We start from the raw sequence: 18,799 nt of genomic DNA, 5'->3' as shown, positions 1-18,799 counted from the left end.
CTCAGCCCACCTTGACCTTGGTGTCCGACAGGAAGGTGTAGTCCGGCACGGCCAGGTTGGTCGGCGCGGGACCCTTACGGATCCGGCCGGAGGTGTCGTAGTGCGAACCGTGGCAAGGGCAGAACCAGCCGCCGTAATCGCCGCCGCCGAAGGTCGGCACGCAGCCCAGGTGGGTGCAGGTGCCAACCAGGATCAGCCATTGGGCCTTGCCGGGCTTGTGACGCTGCTCGTCGGTCTGCGGATCGCGCAGATCGGCGGTGTCGTCCTTGATCGCCTCGGCGATCTCCTTGCCCGTCCGATTCCGGATGAAGAGCGGCTTGCCGCGCCACTTGATGGTGACCTGCTGGCCAGCTTCGACCTTTGTCAGGTCGAATTCCACCGAGGCGAGGGCGAGGGTGTCGCCGGCCGGGTTCATCTGGTCGATGAACGGCCAGGCCAAGGCCCCAACCGCGCCCACGGCCATGACGGCCGCGGCGATGTGAATGAAATCACGCCGGTTCGGGTCTTCGCCCGAGGCATGAGGATCGGGATTTGCGCCCACGACGGTGTCGGCCACCTTAAAGCTACCCTTCGTTTGCGGCCGCGACCTTGCGCCGAGACCCGTCTTCGACCCTGCCAGACGTTCTGGTAAGGGCCATTCAGAATCAAATGCTGGAGCAGGTCGAATTACCGGAAGTGACAGCGATCGCGCATTGCGGTCGCCCCTCCCGTGATTCGCGCCTAGCCCCGGCCAATCCCGTAGGCTGGATCGCTTAGAATGCTGCTGGCGCTTTTTCAACCGGACATTCCGCAAAACCTTGGGGCGGCTCTCCGTCTCGGCGCCTGTCTGGGGGTCGGTATTCACGTCATAGAGCCCTGTGGCTTCCCACTTTCCGACCGTGCGATACGCCGCGCGGCCCTCGATTACGGTGAGCCGGGCGAAGTGACGCGGCACCCCGGATGGGCCGATTTTGCGCAAGATAGGCCCGGAAGGATCGTTCTGTTCACAACCCGGGGCGCAACGCCCCTCCACGACTTCGTCTTCCAACCCGACGATGTGCTGCTGTTCGGGCGCGAAAGCGCAGGCGTTCCCGACGAGGTTCACGAGAGCGCCGATGCGCGGGTTTATATTCCGCTGATACCCGGAATGAGGTCGCTGAACGTCACCGTCTCGGCGGCCATCGGCCTGTCGGAGGCGTTGCGCCAGACCGGCCAATTTCCTAATCCAGCCACATGAGCAGCCTGCCGCCCGAGATCGAAGACCGCCGCGCCCGCGCCAAGACGTGGTTTGAAGACCTGCAATTGCGGATCTTCGCCGCCTTGGAGCAACTGGAGGCGGAAGCCCCCCCCGAGCTCTATCCCGAGGCGCCGGGCCGATTCGACCCGCGGCCTTGGACCCGCGACACCGGCGTCGGAGGCGGGATCGGCGGACACCTGAAGGGACGCCTGTTCGAAAAGGCCGGGGTCCACACCTCGGCGGCCACCAGCCGCTTCTCCCCAGAGATGGCGGCCCAGATGCCGGGCGCCGACAAGGACCCCTCCTATGTCTCGGCCAGCATCAGCCTGATCGTGCACCCGCGCTCGCCGCGCATCCCGACCGTCCACATGAACACCCGCTTCCTGTCCACCGCCGAGAGCTGGTTCGGCGGCGGGGCCGACCTGACCCCGATGGTCGATGAGCAGCGCAGCGAGGAGGCCGACGACGCGGTCCTGTTCCACGCCGCCATGAAGGCGGCCTGCGACCCCTACGATCCAGAGTGGCACGCCAAGTACAAGGCCTGGTGCGACGAGTACTTCTACCTGCCCCATCGCAAGGAAACCCGGGGCGTGGGGGGCATCTTCTACGACCGCCACAACTCCGGCGACTTCGAGAAGGACTTCGCCTTCACCCGCGCCGTCGGCGAGGCCTTCCTGGAGGTCTATCCGAAGATCGTCCGCCACCGCATGAGCGAACCCTGGACCGAGCAGGACCGGATGGAGCAACTTGTCCGCCGGGGCCGGTACGTCGAGTTCAACCTGCTCTACGATCGTGGCACCATGTTCGGCCTGAAGGCGGGCGGGAACATCGACACCATCCTGTCGTCCATGCCGCCGATGGTGGCCTGGGTCTGACCAGGGAGCGACGGATGGCTCAGATCCGGCCCCATCGCCCAGACGACCTGGAAGGCCTCTACAAGGTCTGCCTGAAAACCGGCGACAGCGGCCAGGACGCCACCAACCTCTATCGGGACAAACACCTGCTGGGGGCCATCTACGCCGCCCCCTACGGCCGCCACGCCCCCGACCTGGCCTTCGTGGTGGAGGATCGCGGCCAGGTCGCCGGCTATGTCGTGGGAACCGCCGACACGCGGGCCTTCGAGGCCCTGCTGGAGGACCGCTGGTGGCCGATGCTGCGGGCCGCCCATGCCGATCCGCAGGGAGTCCCATGGTCCGAGCGCACGCCCGACCAACACCTGGAGCGCCTGTTCCACAAACCCAACACCGCGCCGGACGCCGTCGTCGCGGCCTATCCCGCCCATCTGCACATCAACCTGCTGCCCCATCTGCAGGGCCAGGGCCTGGGCCAGCGCCTGATCGACACGCTGTCCGACGCGCTGAGGGCGGCCGGCGGCCGCGGTCTCCACCTGGGCGTCAGCGAGGCCAATACCCGCGCGCAGCGGTTCTACGACATCTACGGCTTCACCCGCTTCGACGATCAGGCCACGCCAGGAACGATCTGGATGGTGCGGGACCTGACCTAGACCGCCGGCTTCATCGTCGCCGCCTCGGTCTTCAGGTCGTGGCTGGGCACCTTCACGCCGCCGGGGCCGGGGCATTTGGCGCCGGTGTCGATCCAGGCCTGGATCAGTTCGCCCAGCTGGGCCTGCGTGCCCGGCGCGGCGGTGCGGCCGAGACCGGGGTTCCAGCCCCAGGCCACCAGTTCGTCGCTGGCCATGTGTTCCTGGATCTGGGCCAGGGTCTTGCCGCCGTTGCGGGCCGGGTCCTTGATCTGAGCGCAGATCTCCCCGAGCGACTTGCCCTGCCAGGCCATGGCGGCGGGCGCGAGCGCCCACTTCGGATTGCCGGGGATGGTGACGATGTGGGTCCCGCCGACCCAGACGTTCTTGGCGGTGTGGCACGACGCGCACCGCAAGCCCTCGCCATGACCGTCCTCGCCGCGGGAGACCACCGGCATGTGGGGGCGGCGATCATCGGTCTGGGTCGGGCGGTCCACCGGGTGGCAATTGGCGCAGCGCGGGTGGGTGATGACCTTGCCGGCCTCCTGGAAGAGGGCGACCGAGCGGGCGGTCTTGTCGGCGATGGTGTTGAACGTGGCGGCGGGCTTCAGCGAGGTCCGCTGCTCCATCTCGGCCAATACCGAGGCGGCGGTCTGGCTGGGGGCGGTCTGGGCCTGGGCGGTCAAGGTCACGGCGGCGACCAGGCCGGCGGCGCCGAGGGACAGAAGCAGGGCGCGGGCATGGCGCATTGGGAACGTTCCTGGCCGGCGCGCAACATCACGCCGGAGACCAGAACGTCAGGGACGGCCAAGCGTTGCCTGGGCCAGGAACCGCTGGATCCAGCCGCCGACCTGGAGGCGGTCGTCCGGCTGCTCGAAGGACAGGATGGCGGTGTCGGCCTGTTCATCGGTCAGCCGCGTCCCGCGCCGGCTCTCGATCAGGGCCCGGGCATAGGCCGGCTCGAATTCCGGATGCAGCTGCAGGGAGATGGCCGGCTGGTCGTCATAGGCCAGCATGCCGAAGGGGGTGAACGCGCTGGCGGCGATCACCGTCGCGCCCGGCGGCGCCTGCACCACCTGATCCTGATGCGAGGCCGCGATGGTCAGGCGGGGCGCGTCCATCCAGGCCCGGGCGGCCTGGACCTCGTAGCGGTGCAGGCCCAGGCCCCAGCCCTTGGGCGACGCGATCACCTTGCCGCCGAAGGCCTCGGCCATGATCTGGTGGCCGAAACAGATCCCGACCATCGGCGTGCCCCTGGCCGCGCGCAGAAAGGCCTTCAGCGGTTCGATCCAGGGCAGCGGGTCATAGACCCCCGCCGACGACCCGGTGATCACATAGGCGGCGCAGGCGTCGGCGGTGGCCGGCAGCCTCCCCGCCTGCACGTCGAAGGTGGCGTAGTCGTAGGCGTCCGGGCCGAACAGGGCGCGGAACATGGCGGGGTAGTCGCCGAACTGGTCGACCTCGCGCGGCGGGGCGCCGGTTTCGAGGATCCCCAGCCTCAATAGGCCATGCCCTGGGCGACGGCCTTCAGCTTCTCGATGGCCGAGAACTTGTCGTCGATGAAGTCGTGATCGATCCACCAGTCCTCCACCTCGCGCAGCACCTGGCCCACCATCGGGCCCTTGGGGACGCCAGACGCCATCACGTCCTCACCGGTCAGCGGGAAGGTCGGCGGCGACCAGCTTTCGGCCAGGGCCAGCAGGCCCCGCCACTGGTGGGTGGCCGATGTACGACCCGATTTGGCCCAGGCCAGCTTCACCCGGTCGTTGAAGGCCGACAGCCCGATGGCGTAGACGCCGCGCCGGGTCTCGCGCGGGCTCATCCAGCTGGTGATGCGGGGCGTCTTGCCCATGGCCGCCACCAGCCGGTCGCGGACCTCGTTGGAGAGGCGCAGGCGCTCGGCGATCTGGGCCGCGCCGATCTGGTCGTCGGGGATCAGGGTGGCCAGCCGCAGGATCGGATCGTTCTCGAAGAGCTGGTCGGTCTCGATCTCCACCAGCTGGTTGAGGGCCGCCAGATCGGTGGCGCAGGGCAGGACCGCGGTCAGCACGCCGGTCTTGGCCATCAGGGCCAGGGCCGGGCGTGGCTCCTCGGCGGCCAGCAGCTTGGTGAGCTCCTTGGCCGTGCGTTCCGCCGGGCGGCCCGACAGGGTCTCCTTCAGCGCCTTGCAGGCCGCCAACGCCTTTTCGTCGGCCTCACCCTTGCCGTACCAGGCCTGAAACCGGAAGAAGCGCAGGATGCGCAGATAGTCCTCGCGGATGCGGGTCATGGCGTCGCCCACGAAGACGATGCGGCCCGCCCGGCCGTCCTCGATCCCTCGACCGGTCGGATCGAACAAGGTCCCGTCGCGGTCGGCATAGACGGCGTTCAGGGTGAAGTCCCGGCGTTGCGCGTCCTCGGCCCAGTCCTGGGTGAAGGCCACCACGGCGCGGCGGCCATCGGTGGAGACGTCCCGGCGCAGGGTGGTGATCTCGAAGGGCTGTCCGTCGGCCACGGCGGTGATGGTGCCGTGCTCGACCCCTGTGGGCACCGCCCGGATGCCGGCCTCCTGCAGGGCCTCGGTGACCTGGTCCGGGGTCAGGGTCGTGGCGATGTCGACGTCTTCGATGGGTCGATTGAGCAGGGAGTTGCGCACGCACCCGCCCACGAACCGCGCGCAGCCGGAAAAGCCGCGCGCCTCCAGGGCGTCCATCACGGCGGTGACCGCCGGGGTCTTCATCCAGGGCTTTTGGCCGAGACTGTCGGTCATGGAGTCTGGGGCGCTCTCTTCTCGAAATGGCCGGGCGTGACGCGCCCGTCGGGGGCCGCTTCGGCGGGGACATAGACCTCGCCACGATTGTCGCCATGGAACACCGCCGTGGCCATCAGCGAAACCCCCAACAGCACCGCGCCGGCCGCGAACAGCCAGGCCCAGGGGGTGGAGCCCATCTCCCGGCCGGTGCGCCGGGCGACCTCGCGCCACAGGAACCACAGACCGAAGGGCAGGGCCACCAGGAGCGCGCGGGTGGCGATGAGGCTAAGCAACAGCCGCGCCGTAGAGCCGCTCGTACAGCGCCCGCAGGACGCCGGCGGTGGCCCCCCAGATGAAGCGTTCGGCGTGGGTCATGGCGTAGAACCTACGCCTTTCCCCGCTGGGCGCCTCACGCTCATGCTCCTCGTGATTGGCGGGATCCATCAGGAAGCCGAAGGGGGTCTCGAAGATGTCGGCCACCTCGTCGGGATTGGCCGTCAGGGTGAAGCCCTGGCGGATGAACCCCACCACCGGGGTGATCAGGAAGCCCGTTCCGGTGACATAGGGCGAGGAAAGCCCGGCTACCGTCACGTAGTCGGGGTGCAGTCCCACCTCCTCGTGCGCCTCGCGCAGGGCCGTTCCCCAGGGCGTCTCCCCCGGATCGCGACGGCCGCCCGGCAGGGCGATCTGGCCGGTGTGGCGGCGCAGGGTGTCGGCCCGGCGGGTCAGGATCACCGAATAGGCGCCTTCCCGCTCCACCAGGCCCACCAGCACCGAGGCTGGGGTGAGTTCGGCCGGTGGGTTTCCGTACTGGCCCGACAGGTCGAAGTCCGAGCGCGTCGCGCCCGTCACCGGTTCACGCTCCTCCAGCGGATCGAGATGCCGGGTGATCCAGTCGCGGGTGGCGGCTGAGGCCTGCGCGGGATTCACAGAACGTGCGCCCCGGCCGGGCCCACGGGGAACCAGGCGCCGTTGGAGGCCACCCCAAGGCGCGGCCCGTCGGGCGTCTCGCGCTCCTGGGCCAGCTCCACCAGCTCATAGAAGACCGGGCGGGCGATCAGGGCCTCCAGGCCACGGCGGACGTGGAGATAGGGACGCGGCTCGCCGGTGGTCGCGTCCATCTCGACGCGAATCTCGTTCTCGGGTCCGGCCTCGACCTCGTCGCCGACATTGGTGAGGAACGTCAGGGTCTCGCCCACCTTGTCGACGCGGACGGCGATGAAGGGGGCGTCCTCCACGGTGATCTTCATCTTCTCCACCGGGGTCACCAGGTGGAAGCCGTCAGGATCCTTGCGCAGCACGGTGGAGAACAGCCGCACCAGGGCCTCGCGGCCGATGGGCGTGCCCTCGTGGAACCACAGCCCGTCCTTCTTGATGACGATGTCGATGTCGCCACAGTGCTCAGGATGCCAGAGATGGACCGGCGGCAGGCCACGGCCCGGCGCCTGCTTGGCGGCGGCGATCACGCCTTCGAGGCCGGTCTTGGGGGTCGGGTCGGTCATCCTGTGAAGGTAGGGCGCGCGGCCCCCCGCCTCAAGCGCGACGCTAGGGAAGCGGGGCCGTGACGAGACCGGAAAGGCAATCGGCGCCGCCCTCGCGCAGGGCGCGGACCAGCACCCGCAGCTGATCGACAGGCCCCGGCAGGCGCACGGCCTTGGCCGGAGCGGCAGCGAAACCGAAGCGGCTGAAATAGGGTTCGTCGCCCACCAGCAGCACATTTGCGAAGCCGGCCGCCTGGGCGGCGTCGCAGGCCGCTTGCACCAGCAGGCCGCCGGTCCCGAATTTTCGCACGTCTTCCTCGACCGCCAACGGCCCCAGGAACATCGCCTCGGTGTCGCCGATGGCGATGCGGGTCATGCGCACGCAGCCCACGAGCCGGCCGCCGTCCCACGCGCAGAAGGACAGGTCCTGGCGGAACTCGGCGATCTCGCGGACGCGTTCGGAAACCTTGGTGAAGCGGCCAGGCCCGAAGGCGTGGTCCAGCAGAACCTCGATGGCGGCGCCATCCTGATCCTGTTCAAGCTTGAGGGTCGGCGCCTGCGCGGCGGCGGAGAGGGTCATGGGCATGGGATCTTCTTCGAAGTGCGACGGTCACCGGCCGCGCAACAATGCGCAGACCGGCGGGCGGTTCTAACTGGCGCGGCGGGCGCGCCCGGTTCGTCGCAGTCGTCGCATGACGTCAGGCCCGGAACTTCGTTCAACGTTTCGCGGCGATAGGGCCATGTGGGCGTGGCGTCAATCACGCGTTGCGACGCGGCCCCCGGCGCCGCAAGGTCCGCCGCCCATGACGCAGACTCTCCCCGACGGCCCCGCCGAACCCACCACCCTTCGCGAGCTGATGAGGCGCCGCGACTACGTGCTGTTCTGGATCGGGCGCGTCGGCGCGACTCTGGGCGTACAGATCCAGAGCGTGGCCCTGGGCTGGCAGATGTACGCCGTGGCCCGCGAGACCATGGATGTGAAGCAGTCGGCCTTCTATGTCGGCATGATCGGCCTGGCCGCCTTCATCCCGGTGCTGTTGCTGTCGCCTTTCGCCGGCGAGACCGCCGACCGCTACGATCGGCGCAAGGTGCTGCTGCTCTGCTATGTGGGCGAGATCGCCACGGCGGTCACCCTGGCGGCGGCCTCGATCTATGGCTTCGCCACGATCCCGCTGCTGCTGCTGCTCTCAGCCTTGTTCGGGGCCAGCCGCGCCTTCATGGGCCCGTCCGCCACCGCGCTTGGCCCGATGCTGGTGCCGCGCAGCCTGCTACCCCGCGCCATCGCGCTCAATTCCCTCGCCTGGCAGGGCGGGTCTATCGTCGGCCCGGCGATCGGCGGGCTGTTGCTGGCCCACTCCACCGGCCTCTCCTATTCGGTGACCACGGTCCTCTACGCGGTCTCGTTCCTGTGCGTCTTCATGATCCGGGGCGTGACCAAGCCCGTCGTCCAGGCGGGCTCCCGCTGGGCGCTGATCAAGGAGGGGATGGTCTATACCTGGACCAACAAGATCGTCTTCGGGGCCATTTCCTTCGATATGTTCGCCGTGCTGCTGGGCGGGGCCACCGCCCTGCTTCCCGTGTTCGCGCGCGATGTGCTGCATGTCGGCCCCGACGGCTTTGGCCTGCTGCGGGCCGGCCCCGCCATCGGGGCGACCCTGGTGGCGGTGATCCTGGCCGGCCGGCCGATCAAGCGCCATGCGGGCCTGATGATGTTCGCCGGCGTGGCGGTGTTCGGCATGGCCACCATCGTCTTCGGGCTGTCGAAATCCCTGCCCCTGTCAGTCCTTGCGCTCGCCGTCCTGGGCGGTGCCGACATGCTCAGCGTGTATGTCCGCCAGACCCTCGTGCAGATCGTCACCCCCGACCACATGCGCGGCCGGGTGGCGGCGGTGTCGTCCCTGTTCATCGGCGCGTCCAATGAATTGGGCGAGTTCGAGAGCGGCGTCGTGGCGCGATTCCTGGGTCCGGTGGGCGCGGCTGTGTTCGGCGGAGTAGGCGCGTTGATCGTCACCGGCGTCTGGGCGAAACTGTTTCCAGCCTTGCGCAAGGCCGACAGGCTCGAATAACAGTCTGCGCATTATATTTCAGGGAGATTGGTCCATGGGTGCTCTTTCAGGCAAAGTTGTTCTTGTAACGGGTGGCGGCAACGGGATTGGCCGCGATTGCGCGCTGATCGCCGCGCAGGAAGGCGCGAAGGTCGTGGTCAACGATCTGGGCGGTAGCCTGAAGGGTGAAGACGAAGGTTCGGCCGGTCCGGCTGAATCCGTCGCCCAGGAAATCCGCGCCGCGGGCGGCGAAGCGGTTTCCAACTCCGACAGCGTGACCGACCTCGACGCCGTCTACGGCATGGTCGAGCAGGCCAAGAAGGAATTCGGCGGTCTGCACGCCGTGATCAATCCCGCCGGCATCCTGCGCGACGTGATGTTCCACAAGATGACCGAAGCCGAGTGGGACTCCGTCATCGCCGTCCACATGCGCGGCTCCTTCAACGTGGCCCGCGCCACCATCGAGCTGTTCCGCGAGCAGAACGACGGCGCCTACATGTTCTTCACCTCGACCTCGGGCCTGCTGGGCAACATCGGCCAGGCCAACTACGGCGCGGCCAAGATGGGCATCGCCGGTCTGTCGCGCATCATCGCCATGGAAGGCGCCCGTAACAACGTGCGTTCCAACTGCGTGGCCCCGGTCGCCTGGACCCGCATGACCCAGTCGGTCCCCGTGAAGGACGAAGCCGCCGCGGCCCGCCGCGCGGTGATGGCCGAGAAGATCCGCGCCGACCAGCCGGCCCGTTTCTCCGTCGCCATGATCACCCCGGCCGCCGCCAGCGTCTCGGGCCAGATCTTCGGCTCCTCGGGCGAAACCATCACCCTCTACTCGCAGCCGCGGCCCATCGAGACGGTGACCAAGGAAGAGGGCTGGACCGTCGACAGCATCATCAAGGAAGCCATCCCCGCGATGGCCCCGAAGTTCTTCCCGGTTCAGCGCCCGGCTCCGGCCCCCGCGCCCGCCGCCTAAGAACCAACGGTTCGACAAGAAGACCCCGGTCGAAAGGCCGGGGTCTTTTTCTATGGGGCTGTCCGCAGCGCCTGCCACTGGTCGCGGGTGAGTTCCCAATAGAGCGACCTGCGGATCGTCCCGTCGGGCCGGACGCTGTCGCGCTCGCCCATTCGCACGAAGCCGGCGGCCTCGATCACCTTGGCCGAGCGCAGGTTGTCGAGGGCGGCGGTCAGGCCCACCAGCCGCACGCCCAGCGCCTCGAACATCCAGCCGAAGGAGCGCGCCGCGCCAGAGCCGCCCTGCCCCCGGCTCTGCAGATCGGCGCGGCGGGCGCCGACGATCTCCGCCGAGGCGCGGTCGGGCCAGACGGAGAACCGTGAATAGCCGGCCACCTCGCCCGCCGGGTCGAGCGAAACAAAGAGCAGGGCTTCCCCCTTCTGGCGCAGCGCCTGCGCCTCCGCGACCCAGGCGCTCACCGTCTCGGTGTTAATCGGCCTGGGCAGGTCATAGATGGGGCCTGAGACAGCCGGATCGGCGAGCAGGGTCACCAGGCCCGGCACATGTTCGGCTCCGGCCAGGACACTGTCGGGCGAGTTGGGCCGGGCGGTCCGCACAGCCTGCCGGATCGCTTCCTCCTCCTGCGGCGTGGCGACCAGAACCGTCTTCGGTGGCGCGCTCATCAGCTCCTCCCTGCTGGGCTCTTGCTGGCCCGAAACTTGCGTAACCTTAACTGGTAGACCGGAGTTTCGCATGTCCATTTCCGCCATCGGCGCCTCGGTTCTCGGCGCGCTCCTGCGCGCTGTCGCCGACGCCGTCAGCAAGCCCGCGAGCGCGGCCGACGTCGCCGCCATGAAGGCCGCGGAGTCCAAGACCAAGACCCAGGCCACCCTCGACGCGATACGCGAGAAGGGAATCTACCAGTGGGCGCAGGAGGTGAAGGCCGAGAAGCTGAAGGAGAAGCTGCGCGCCGAGATCCTGGAATCCCGCGGGACAAGCGAGGGCGACTTGGCCAAGCTCGATCCCAAGCAGCGGGCGTCGGCAGAGTCTTCCATCGCGGAAGAACTTGCCCGGCGGATCAAGGAAGCCATGCTCGAGATGCTGGAAAACCAAGCCAAGGCCGATCCCGAGGGCAAGCCGTCGGGCCCGGCGATCATCGACATCAAGGTCTAGCTCCGCGCCAGCCGCGTCAGCGCCTCGTCGGTGAGGCGGCGCACCGTCCACTCCGTCTGCGCCCCGGCGCCCAGTCCGTCATAGAAGGCGATGGCGGGCGTGTTCCAGTTGAGCACCGCCCATTCCAGCCGCGCCAGGCCCTGCGCCTCGCAACGCTGGGCCAGGGTGCGCAGCAGGGCCTTCCCAGCGCCCACGCCCCGCGCCTGCGGGACCACGAACAGGTCCTCCAGATAGATCCCGTGCCGGCCCCTGAAGGTGGAGTAGTTGTAGAACCAGATGGCGAACCCTACCGGCGTCCCGTCCTGCTCGGCGATGTCGCAGAACAGGCGCGGAGCCGGCCCGAACAGGTGTCCGGCCAGGTCGGCCTCCGTCGCCTCCACCTCGTGCAGCAGCTTCTCGTAGTCGGCCAGAGCCCGGATGAAGCTGAAGATGACAGGGGCGTCGGCGGGAACGGCGGGACGAACGGTGACGGTCACGGCTAGGGTGTCCTCTGGCTTGGCGAGGAGCGCATGGCGGTCTCACCGGAATTCGTCGACTACGTGCTGGAGCAACTCCAGCCCCTGGGCGGGATCACCCACCGCCGCATGTTCGGCGGGGTGGGCCTGTCACGCCACGAGCTGTTCTTCGCCCTGATCGCCGAGGACACCCTCTATCTCAAGGTCGACGACGCCAACCGGGCCGACTTCGAGGCGGCGGGCTGCGAACCCTTCAAGCCCTTCGGCGGCGACAAGGCGATGAGCTACTGGTCCACGCCGCTGGAGGCCCTTGAGGACCCCGACCTGCTGGCCGCCTGGGCGGGCAAGGGCATCGACGCCGCCGCGCGGGGGAAGAGCAGGCCGAAACGCTGACCTTTTCCTCCCCCTTTCCGCTCCGCTTCACAGGGGAGGAAAGAAGGGTCAGCCGATGACCACGCCGGGCGGCGGCACGGAGTCCGCCGGCACGAAGAAGTCGGGCATCAGCCGGGTGGTGGGATCGACCCGGTACTTGTCGAAGTCGCGTTCGCCCTCCGCATAGAGGAAGCTATCGTCGATCAGGAAATTGCCCGTGAACTCGCGGGCCGGCTTCTCGAAAATCGCGTGGGCGGCGTCGGCCATGATCTCGACGGTGCGGCACTGCTTCATGCCCTCGTCGCCGGCCAGGGCGAATTGGATGGCGGCCGTGGCGATCCCGGTGCGCGGCCAGAGCGCGTTGAAGGCGATCCCGTCGGCCTTGAACTCCGCGGCCATGCCCAGCACGCACATGCTCATGCCGAACTTGGCCATGGTGTAGGCCACGTGACCCTCGAACCAGCGGGGGCTCATGTCCAGCGGCGGCGACAGCATCAGGACGTGCGGATTGGCGGCGTTCTTCAGGTGCGGGATGCAGGCCTTGGAGGTCAGGTACGAGCCGCGCGCATTGACCTGGTTCATCAGGTCGTAGCGCTTCATGTCGGTCTGCAGGGTTCCGGTCAGCTGGATGGCCGAGGCGTTGTTGACGCAGATGTCGATCCCGCCGAAGGCCGCCACGGTCTTCTCCACCGCCGCGTAGACGCTAGCCTCGTCGCGCACGTCGACGATCAGCGGCAGGGCCTTGCCGCCGGCGGCCTCGATCTCCTTGGCGGCGGAATAGATGGTGCCGGGCAGGTGTTTGTGCGGCTCGGCGGTCTTGGCGGCGATGGCGATATTGGCGCCGTCGCGGGCGGCGCGCAGGGCGATGGCCAGGCCGATGCCGCGGCTGGCGCCGGTGACGAAGAGGGTCTTGCCTTGCAGGCTCATAGGTTCACTCCGGTGGTCTCTTCGGAAAGGGCCCAGAGGCGTTCGGCGCTCTCCGGATCCAGGGCGTGGGGCATGACGCCCTGATAGGGATCGGCGGGGTCGAAGGGCACGGCCTCCGCAAGGTTCTCGAGATACAGGCCGCCGACGCCCTCCAGCTCCGGGCCGATGGCCGCCCACACGCTGGTGGACGCGCCCTGTGCCGGGGTCTTGAAGCCCTCGCGGACCACGCCCTCGGCGTTCATCCAGCCCAGCGCGATCATCTCCTCGCGAGCCATGTGGCGCTGCAGGGGGGTCATGATGCCGCCGGGCATCACCGAATTGGCGGTGATCCCCAGCTCGGCGAAGCGTTTGTGGTAGCCCACGGCGAACAGGGCGTTGGCGGTCTTGGACTGGCCGTAGGACTCCCACTTGTCGTAGGGCCGGGTGCGGTAGTGGACGTCATCCCAGTTGATGCCGCCCCGCCGGTGGCCGCTGGAGCTCAGCGAGACCAGCCGAGCCGAACGCCCCGCCTCGGCCCCGTTCATCAAGGCCCGCGCCAGGCCGACCCCGAGCAGGAAGTGGCCGAAGTGGTTGGTGCCGATCTGCATCTCCAGATCGTTGGCGGTGTAGGCCTGAGGACAGGCCATGACCCCGGCATTGTTGATCAGCACATTCAGCGGCGCGTCGCCCCAGGTGCTGACGAAGCCGGCCACCGAGGCGAGGTCGGAGAGGTCCAGGGCGCCGACCTTGACCCGGTCCTCGCCGATGTCGGCGTTGATCTGAGCGGCGGCCGTCTCGCCGGCCTCGCGGTTGCGGACGGCGATAGTGACCTCGGCGCCGGCGGCGGCGAGCGCCCGGGCGGTCTCGATGCCGATGCCGGTGGCCGCCCCGGTGATCACCACCGTGCGGCCGGTGAGGTCATGGTCCTCGGCGATCTCGGCGGCGTCGGTGAAAGGCGACAGCCCTGCGGTGATGCGGGCCATCTCAGCCCGCCTTGGCGAAGTCAGGCGCGCGCTTCTCGGCGAAGGCGGCGAAGGCCTCCTTGGCTTCCGGCGACTTGAGCTGGGCGGCGAAGTGGCGGCCCTCCTCGTCCATGCGGTTGGCGATGGCTTCGCCGTCACGCATCAGCGACTTGGTGATCACCACGGCGGCGGGCGGGCGGGCGGCTACGGCGTCGGCGGCGGCCTTGGCCCGGGCGCGGAGCTGGTCGATGGGGACCGCCGCGTTGGCGATGCCCCAGTCGACGGCCTTCTTCGCATCCACGGCCTCGCCCAGCACGAACATCGAGAAGGCCCGCGCATGGCCGATGCGGGCCGGCAGAGTCAGGCTGGAGGCGGCTTCCGGCACCAGGGCCAGGTTGACGAAGGGGGTGGTGAGCAGGGCGTCCTCGGAGATGTAGACCAGGTCGCAGTGCAACAGCATGGTGACCCCGACGCCGACGGCGCGGCCGTTGACGGCGGCCACCAGCGGGGTCTTGGCCCGCGCCAGGGCGGCCAGCAACGGATTGCCGCCGCGCCGAGCCTCATTGGCGTTGCTCTCGCCCGCATTGACCGCGGCGAAGTCGGTGAGATCGTTGCCGGCGGTGAACATGTCGCCATTGGCCTGGATCAGGACGCAGCGGACCTCCTTGTCGAATTCGGCCTGGTCGATGGCGTCGCCCAGGGCCTGGTACATGTCCCGCGTCAGGGCGTTCTTCTTCTCCGGCCGATTCAGCGTCAGGGTCAGGACGCCGCCCGACTTCTCGCTCAAGACATGTTCGCTCATCGTCCACTCCCTCAATTTCTTACATCGTATATTAGGCCGCCCGGTACCAGTCGACCCCCTGCGCGTCGGTCTCGCGCACGGCCTGTCCCCGGGTGATCAGGCAGTTGAGATGGGCAAGGCTCTCGCCCGTCGCCATCCCCAGCACCCACTCGTCGATCTTCCGCCGGAACAGGACCGAGAATACGTCCACCGACCGCTTGGGCTCGCTGATCAGGGTCTTGAGCCGCGCCAGTCCCCGCTCATGGCCGCCGATCAGGTGGTCGATGCGGGCGTGCAGGCCATGGAAGGGATCGTTGTGCGCCGGCAGCACCAGCACGTCGTCGGGGACCTTGGTCTTGATGCGGGCCAGCGATGTCAGCCAGTCGGTCAGCGGATCGCCGCCGGGCTCGGTGGGGAAGACCGAGACGTTGGAGGAGATCTTCGGCAACACCTGGTCGCCGCTGATCATCAGCCTCAGGTCCGGGCAATAGAGGCAGGCATGCTCTGGCGAATGACCCGAGCCCACGACGATCCGCCACAGATGGTCGCCGATCTGGATCTCGTCGCCGTCGGACAGCCGCTGGAAGCTGGCCGGCAGGGCGTGCAGCCCCTTGCCGAAGCCCCCGAACCGGGCGCGGTAGGTTTCGATCTGCTCCTCGGTCCAGCCGGCTCCACGATAGAATCGCAGGGCGTCCTCCGGCGCCTCGCGGCCGGTGTCGGCCGCCAGGTTGTGGCACATCAGGAATTCCAGCCGGGTGATCCACAGGCGGCAATCAAACTTCCGCGTCAGCCAGCCGGCCATGCCGATGTGGTCGGGATGCATGTGGGTGACGAAAACCCTCGTCACCGGCAGGCCGCCCAGGGACCTGGCGAAGGCCTCACGCCAGGCCTGCATGGTCTCCGACCCGCCCATGCCCGTGTCGACGATGGCCCAGCCGGCGCCCTCGCGAATCGCCCAGACATTGATGAAGGCCAATGACCCGCCCAATGGCATCCGCAGCCACTTCACCCCCGGCGCGACGTCCAGCGCTTCGCCGGTCTTGGGGCCGCTTTCGAAGGGATAGGTCAGCCTCGGGCGCGGGTGTTCGACAATGGTCTCTTCGAATCCGTCCCGCATCGCCGCCACTCCAACCCGTGTTCGGTCATTGTCGCGCCACAGGCTGTCTCTATCAAACCGCAATACGGTCATGCGCGGCTCAGTTCAGACGCCGTTCACGCCAAACTTGATTTGAAGGACGCAGGGGCGCTTAAGTCCGCCCAGAGGAACTACCCCAGGAGAGATCACGACCATGAGGTCATTCGGAATCGGGCTCGCGGCGGCCCTGTTTGTCGCAGTGATGGCGCCCGCCGCCGTCGTTATGGCGGCCAAGAAGCCGGTTGAGGAAGTCACCGCCGCGTCCCGCACCCAGGGCATGGCCGAGGCTCCCGCCATCGCGAAAGCCATTGGCATCGCCTGCACGGTCAGCGACGCGCGCTTCGTCGGCAAGATGAGCGACAAGAAGGCGAAGACGGAAACCAGCTACTACGAGATCGACTGCGACAAGGGTCTCGGCTTCATCCTGTCGAACGTGACCGGCGGCACGCCGACCGCGTTCACCTGCGTGGAGGCCAACAGCCCGCAGCCGGACGGCAAGCCCTCGACCCTGCCCTGCAAGCTGCCGGGCAACGCCGATCCCAAGTCCGATCTGGCCGGCTACATCGCCAAGGCCGGCATCGCCTGCACCCCCGATCAGGTGCGCGGCATCGGTCAGAGCGCCACCCAGACCTTCCTGGAAATCTCCTGCGCCGCCGGCGACGGCTACGTCCTGAAGACCAGCGCCCCGGCCGACGAGGCCAAGCCGGTTCAGGCCGACAACTGCCTGCTGTATGACGACAGCACCAGCAACATTAAGTGCACCCTGCACGACAAGGCCCACCGCATGGCCATCATCGACACGCTGGTGGTCGCTTCGAAGAACGGCTGCACCGTCAAGGACCGCCGCTATGCCGGTATGTCCCAGGCTGGCGCGATGTTCTACGAGACCTCCTGCACCGACGGTAAGGGTTACCTCTACAAGGTCGACAAGGGTCAACTGGCCCAGACCTACCCCTGCGAAAAGGCCTCCATGGTGATGGGCGGCTGCGAGCTGACCGACGCCAAGGAAGCCGAAACCGCCCAGGCCGGCCTCTACACCAAGCTGGCCAAGTCGGCGGCCTTCGACTGCGAAGTCTCCAAGTACGCCCCCTTCCCCTCGCCCGCCGGTCTGGACGTGGTGGAGATGGCCTGCACCAACGGAACCGGCGGCGTCGGCGTCTTCGGCGGCCCCGGCGTGAAGCCGCAGGTCTATGACTGCGCCCGCGCGCCCGTCGCCGGCTATCGTTGCTCCTTCACCAAGCCTGACGCGGCCTTCCCGCTGGTGACGGCCGACCTGAAGAAGATGGGCAAGAACGACTGCGCCGTCTCGGCCACCCGCTTCATCGGCAAGACCTCCAAGGGCACCGGCTATCTCGAAGTCGCCTGCGCCGACGGTCTGAAGGGATACATCGTGGAATACACCCCGAGCCCGATGTCGGTGGTGGGCGTCATCGGCTGCGCCTTCTCGAAGGACTGCAAGCTGCCCGGCAACGTCTAAGAGTTCAGACGTCCGACAAGATCGAGGCCCGCGGGTTCGTCCCGCGGGCCTTTTTCTTTGTCTTTTCCTCCCCTGCGTAGCGGGGGAGGAAAGATCAGATGGCGGCTTCGATGAACTTGGGGCCGGGCTCGCTCATGGCGCGGGCGAAGGCGGTCTCGAACTGCTCGGCGGTCTCGCAGCGCACGGCGGGAACCCCCATGCCCTTGGCGATCGAGACCCAGTCGATCTTCGGATCCCCCAGGTCCAGCAGCTTGGAGGCTGACGGCCCGGGATTGCCCGAGCCGGTGCGGCCCATCTCGATGTTGAGGATTCGATAGGAGTGGTTGGCGAACACCACCACGGTGACGTCGAGGTTCTCCCGCGCCATCGTCCACAGGCTCTGGACCGTATACATGGCCGACCCGTCGCCATTCAGTGAAACCACCTTGCGGCCCGGCGCGGCGACGGCCGCCCCGATCGCCAGAGGCATGCCGATGCCGATGGCGCCGCCGGTGAGCGCCAGGACATCGTGCGGCCGGGCGGTCATGCAGGGCACGGCCACGCCACCGCCAGACGTCACCGAGTCGTCGCAGATGATCGCGCCCTCGGGCAGGTGACGGGCGATGGAAACCCCGGCGCTCTGCGGGGTCATGCCGCCGGTGGGCGCGTTTTCGGGCAGCTTCAGCGGCTGGCTCGGACCCGTCGCGGGCGCGCCCAGAGCATCGGCGAGCGCCGCCAGGGCCGCCACGGAATCGGTCTCGCGATCGGCCAGGGTCAGGGTGGCGCAGCCCTCGGGAACCAGGACGCTGGGCCGGTCCGGATAGGCGAAGAAGGCCACCGGCATCGTCGTACCGGCATAGACCATGAGGTCCACACCCTCGAGATCGGCCAGGGCCGCCTCGCCGAAATACGGCATGCGGGCGGGCGCGAAGATCCCGGCGCCCCGAGGCTGGCGTGAGACGAAGGTGTCGGCCATCACCCTGACCCCGGCCGCCTGCAGGCGCGCGGCCTGCACGAGCGCCTCGGCGCGCACGGCGCGGCCGCCGATCAGCACCACCGGCTTGGCCGCGGCCTTGATGGCCTTGGCCACCGTCTCGACCGTGGCCGCGTCGGGCGCGGCAGGCTTCGGCCGGGTCGCCAGGGCCTTGGACACCTTGGTCTCCAGCCAGGCGGAGTCGGCGGGCAGGATCAGGCTGACCGGGCCGCCGGGCGGGCCGTAGCTGGCGGTGATCGCCTCGGCGGCGGTGGCGGCGACGGTGTCCGGCGTGTCGGCGGACTTCACCCACACCGAGTTGGCCGCGACGATGGAACGAATGTCGGAATTCAGCGGCGCGTCGTACTGGCGGTGATAGGTGGCATGGTCGCCGATCACGTTGACGATGGGCGTATAGGCCCGCCGCGCGTTGTGCAGGTTGGCCAGGCCGTTGCCGTAGCCGGGCCCCAGGTGCAGCAGGGTGCAGGCGGGCGTGTCGCTCATTCGGCCGTAGCCATCCGCGGCCCCGGTGGCCACGCCCTCGAACAGGCACAACACCGGCCGCATCTTCGGCTGCCGGTCCAGGGCGGCCACGAACTGCATTTCGCTGGTGCCGGGATTGGCGAAGCAGGCGGTGACGCCGTTGTCCACGAGCGTCTCGATCAGGGCGTCGGCGCCATTCAT

At 68.4% G+C, this 18,799-nt stretch carries 23 protein-coding genes; 8 read left to right on the top strand and 15 right to left on the bottom strand.

Annotated features, from left to right (window positions below; translation table 11 throughout):
* Nucleotide 1 precedes the first annotated feature (1 nt).
* Nucleotides 2–556, bottom strand: coding sequence for a ubiquinol-cytochrome c reductase iron-sulfur subunit (gene petA, locus Q7J39_RS11445; RefSeq protein ID WP_304824576.1), 555 nt, complete (start codon nt 554–556; stop codon nt 2–4).
* A gap of 201 nt (nt 557–757) precedes the next feature.
* Here petA and Q7J39_RS11440 point away from each other — a divergent pair, with 201 nt between their 5' ends.
* The 3 genes from Q7J39_RS11440 to Q7J39_RS11430 are packed head-to-tail and all read left to right on the top strand — an operon-like array spanning nt 758 to nt 2,720.
* Complete coding sequence (locus Q7J39_RS11440) at nt 758–1,216, top strand: tRNA (cytidine(34)-2'-O)-methyltransferase (RefSeq protein WP_304824574.1); 459 nt, start codon at nt 758–760, stop codon at nt 1,214–1,216.
* Entirely contained in the window at nt 1,213–2,091 is an 879-nt protein-coding gene (gene hemF, locus Q7J39_RS11435; protein WP_304824573.1) for an oxygen-dependent coproporphyrinogen oxidase, read from the top strand. Before Q7J39_RS11440 ends, hemF begins: the two co-directional genes overlap by 4 nt.
* Before the next feature lie 14 nt (nt 2,092–2,105).
* Nucleotides 2,106–2,720, top strand: a complete 615-nt coding sequence (locus Q7J39_RS11430) for a GNAT family N-acetyltransferase (protein WP_304824572.1) — start codon at nt 2,106–2,108, stop codon at nt 2,718–2,720.
* Here Q7J39_RS11430 and Q7J39_RS11425 read toward each other — a convergent pair.
* From Q7J39_RS11425 to Q7J39_RS11395, 7 genes are read right to left on the bottom strand one after another with little or no spacing between them, the layout of a single operon-like run.
* Nucleotides 2,717–3,445 carry an Isoquinoline 1-oxidoreductase subunit gene (locus Q7J39_RS11425; RefSeq protein WP_304824569.1) on the bottom strand — a complete coding sequence of 243 codons (729 nt, stop codon included), beginning with the start codon at nt 3,443–3,445 and terminating at the stop codon, nt 2,717–2,719. The two genes, Q7J39_RS11430 and Q7J39_RS11425, sit on opposite strands and share 4 nt — an antisense overlap.
* A 48-nt stretch (nt 3,446–3,493) precedes the next feature.
* Complete coding sequence (locus Q7J39_RS11420; protein WP_304824566.1) at nt 3,494–4,198, bottom strand: type 1 glutamine amidotransferase; 705 nt, start codon at nt 4,196–4,198, stop codon at nt 3,494–3,496.
* Complete coding sequence (locus Q7J39_RS11415; RefSeq protein ID WP_304824563.1) at nt 4,195–5,445, bottom strand: CCA tRNA nucleotidyltransferase; 1,251 nt, start codon at nt 5,443–5,445, stop codon at nt 4,195–4,197. The genes Q7J39_RS11420 and Q7J39_RS11415 overlap by 4 nt, the downstream gene beginning before the upstream one ends.
* Entirely contained in the window at nt 5,442–5,720 is a 279-nt protein-coding gene (locus Q7J39_RS11410) for a hypothetical protein (protein ID WP_304824559.1), read from the bottom strand. Before Q7J39_RS11410 ends, Q7J39_RS11415 begins: the two co-directional genes overlap by 4 nt.
* Nucleotides 5,713–6,357, bottom strand: coding sequence for a CoA pyrophosphatase (locus Q7J39_RS11405; RefSeq protein ID WP_304824556.1), 645 nt, complete (start codon nt 6,355–6,357; stop codon nt 5,713–5,715). The genes Q7J39_RS11410 and Q7J39_RS11405 overlap by 8 nt, the downstream gene beginning before the upstream one ends.
* The gene (locus Q7J39_RS11400) at nt 6,354–6,929 is read right to left on the bottom strand and encodes a DUF1285 domain-containing protein (protein ID WP_304824553.1); all 576 of its coding nucleotides are present in this window, start codon (nt 6,927–6,929) and stop codon (nt 6,354–6,356) included. The genes Q7J39_RS11405 and Q7J39_RS11400 overlap by 4 nt, the downstream gene beginning before the upstream one ends.
* A 43-nt stretch (nt 6,930–6,972) precedes the next feature.
* Nucleotides 6,973–7,494 carry a GNAT family N-acetyltransferase gene (locus tag Q7J39_RS11395; protein ID WP_304824550.1) on the bottom strand — a complete coding sequence of 174 codons (522 nt, stop codon included), beginning with the start codon at nt 7,492–7,494 and terminating at the stop codon, nt 6,973–6,975.
* Nucleotides 7,495–7,711: 217 nt separating this feature from the next.
* Between Q7J39_RS11395 and Q7J39_RS11390 the strand changes: the two genes are divergently transcribed.
* The gene (locus tag Q7J39_RS11390; RefSeq protein ID WP_304824547.1) at nt 7,712–8,974 is read left to right on the top strand and encodes an MFS transporter; all 1,263 of its coding nucleotides are present in this window, start codon (nt 7,712–7,714) and stop codon (nt 8,972–8,974) included.
* A gap of 34 nt (nt 8,975–9,008) precedes the next feature.
* Nucleotides 9,009–9,923, top strand: coding sequence for an SDR family NAD(P)-dependent oxidoreductase (locus Q7J39_RS11385; RefSeq protein WP_304777395.1), 915 nt, complete (start codon nt 9,009–9,011; stop codon nt 9,921–9,923).
* A gap of 50 nt (nt 9,924–9,973) precedes the next feature.
* Here Q7J39_RS11385 and Q7J39_RS11380 read toward each other — a convergent pair whose 3' ends face one another.
* Nucleotides 9,974–10,585 (bottom strand): GNAT family N-acetyltransferase, encoded by a 612-nt coding sequence (locus Q7J39_RS11380; protein ID WP_304824544.1) that lies wholly within the window; start codon nt 10,583–10,585, stop codon nt 9,974–9,976.
* Between the two features lie 70 nt (nt 10,586–10,655).
* On the opposite strand from Q7J39_RS11380, the gene Q7J39_RS11375 reads away from it, so the two are divergent.
* The gene (locus tag Q7J39_RS11375; protein WP_304824541.1) at nt 10,656–11,075 is read left to right on the top strand and encodes a hypothetical protein; all 420 of its coding nucleotides are present in this window, start codon (nt 10,656–10,658) and stop codon (nt 11,073–11,075) included.
* On the opposite strand, the gene Q7J39_RS11370 is transcribed toward Q7J39_RS11375, so the two are convergent.
* Nucleotides 11,072–11,551 (bottom strand): GNAT family N-acetyltransferase, encoded by a 480-nt coding sequence (locus Q7J39_RS11370; protein ID WP_304824538.1) that lies wholly within the window; start codon nt 11,549–11,551, stop codon nt 11,072–11,074. The two genes, Q7J39_RS11375 and Q7J39_RS11370, sit on opposite strands and share 4 nt — an antisense overlap.
* A gap of 33 nt (nt 11,552–11,584) precedes the next feature.
* Between Q7J39_RS11370 and Q7J39_RS11365 the strand changes: the two genes are divergently transcribed.
* Nucleotides 11,585–11,923: a TfoX/Sxy family protein gene (locus Q7J39_RS11365; protein ID WP_304824535.1), complete on the top strand. Its 339-nt coding sequence runs from the start codon at nt 11,585–11,587 to the stop codon at nt 11,921–11,923.
* Nucleotides 11,924–11,971: 48 nt separating this feature from the next.
* Here Q7J39_RS11365 and Q7J39_RS11360 read toward each other — a convergent pair whose 3' ends face one another.
* Genes Q7J39_RS11360 through Q7J39_RS11345 form a run of 4 tightly spaced genes read right to left on the bottom strand, consistent with a single transcriptional unit; the run spans nt 11,972 to nt 15,668 of the window.
* A complete protein-coding gene (locus tag Q7J39_RS11360; protein WP_304824531.1) occupies nt 11,972–12,829 on the bottom strand; it encodes an NAD(P)-dependent oxidoreductase in 858 nt (285 codons plus the stop codon).
* The gene (locus tag Q7J39_RS11355; RefSeq protein ID WP_304824528.1) at nt 12,826–13,791 is read right to left on the bottom strand and encodes an oxidoreductase; all 966 of its coding nucleotides are present in this window, start codon (nt 13,789–13,791) and stop codon (nt 12,826–12,828) included. The genes Q7J39_RS11360 and Q7J39_RS11355 overlap by 4 nt, the downstream gene beginning before the upstream one ends.
* A gap of 1 nt (nt 13,792) precedes the next feature.
* The gene (locus tag Q7J39_RS11350; RefSeq protein ID WP_304824525.1) at nt 13,793–14,572 is read right to left on the bottom strand and encodes an enoyl-CoA hydratase-related protein; all 780 of its coding nucleotides are present in this window, start codon (nt 14,570–14,572) and stop codon (nt 13,793–13,795) included.
* Between the two features lie 31 nt (nt 14,573–14,603).
* The gene (locus tag Q7J39_RS11345) at nt 14,604–15,668 is read right to left on the bottom strand and encodes an MBL fold metallo-hydrolase (protein ID WP_304824523.1); all 1,065 of its coding nucleotides are present in this window, start codon (nt 15,666–15,668) and stop codon (nt 14,604–14,606) included.
* 172 nt (nt 15,669–15,840) lie between these two features.
* Here Q7J39_RS11345 and Q7J39_RS11340 point away from each other — a divergent pair, with 172 nt between their 5' ends.
* A complete protein-coding gene (locus Q7J39_RS11340; RefSeq protein ID WP_304824520.1) occupies nt 15,841–17,163 on the top strand; it encodes a hypothetical protein in 1,323 nt (440 codons plus the stop codon).
* Between the two features lie 94 nt (nt 17,164–17,257).
* Here the strand turns inward: Q7J39_RS11340 and Q7J39_RS11335 are convergent, their stop codons facing one another.
* A complete protein-coding gene (locus tag Q7J39_RS11335) occupies nt 17,258–18,799 on the bottom strand; it encodes an acetolactate synthase large subunit (protein ID WP_304824517.1) in 1,542 nt (513 codons plus the stop codon).

The sequence above is a fragment of the Phenylobacterium sp. genome, assembly GCF_030651185.1.
Classification (GTDB): domain Bacteria; phylum Pseudomonadota; class Alphaproteobacteria; order Caulobacterales; family Caulobacteraceae; genus Phenylobacterium.
Note: the sequence above shows the minus strand (reverse complement) of the source record. Positions and strands in the feature narration are given on the sequence as shown.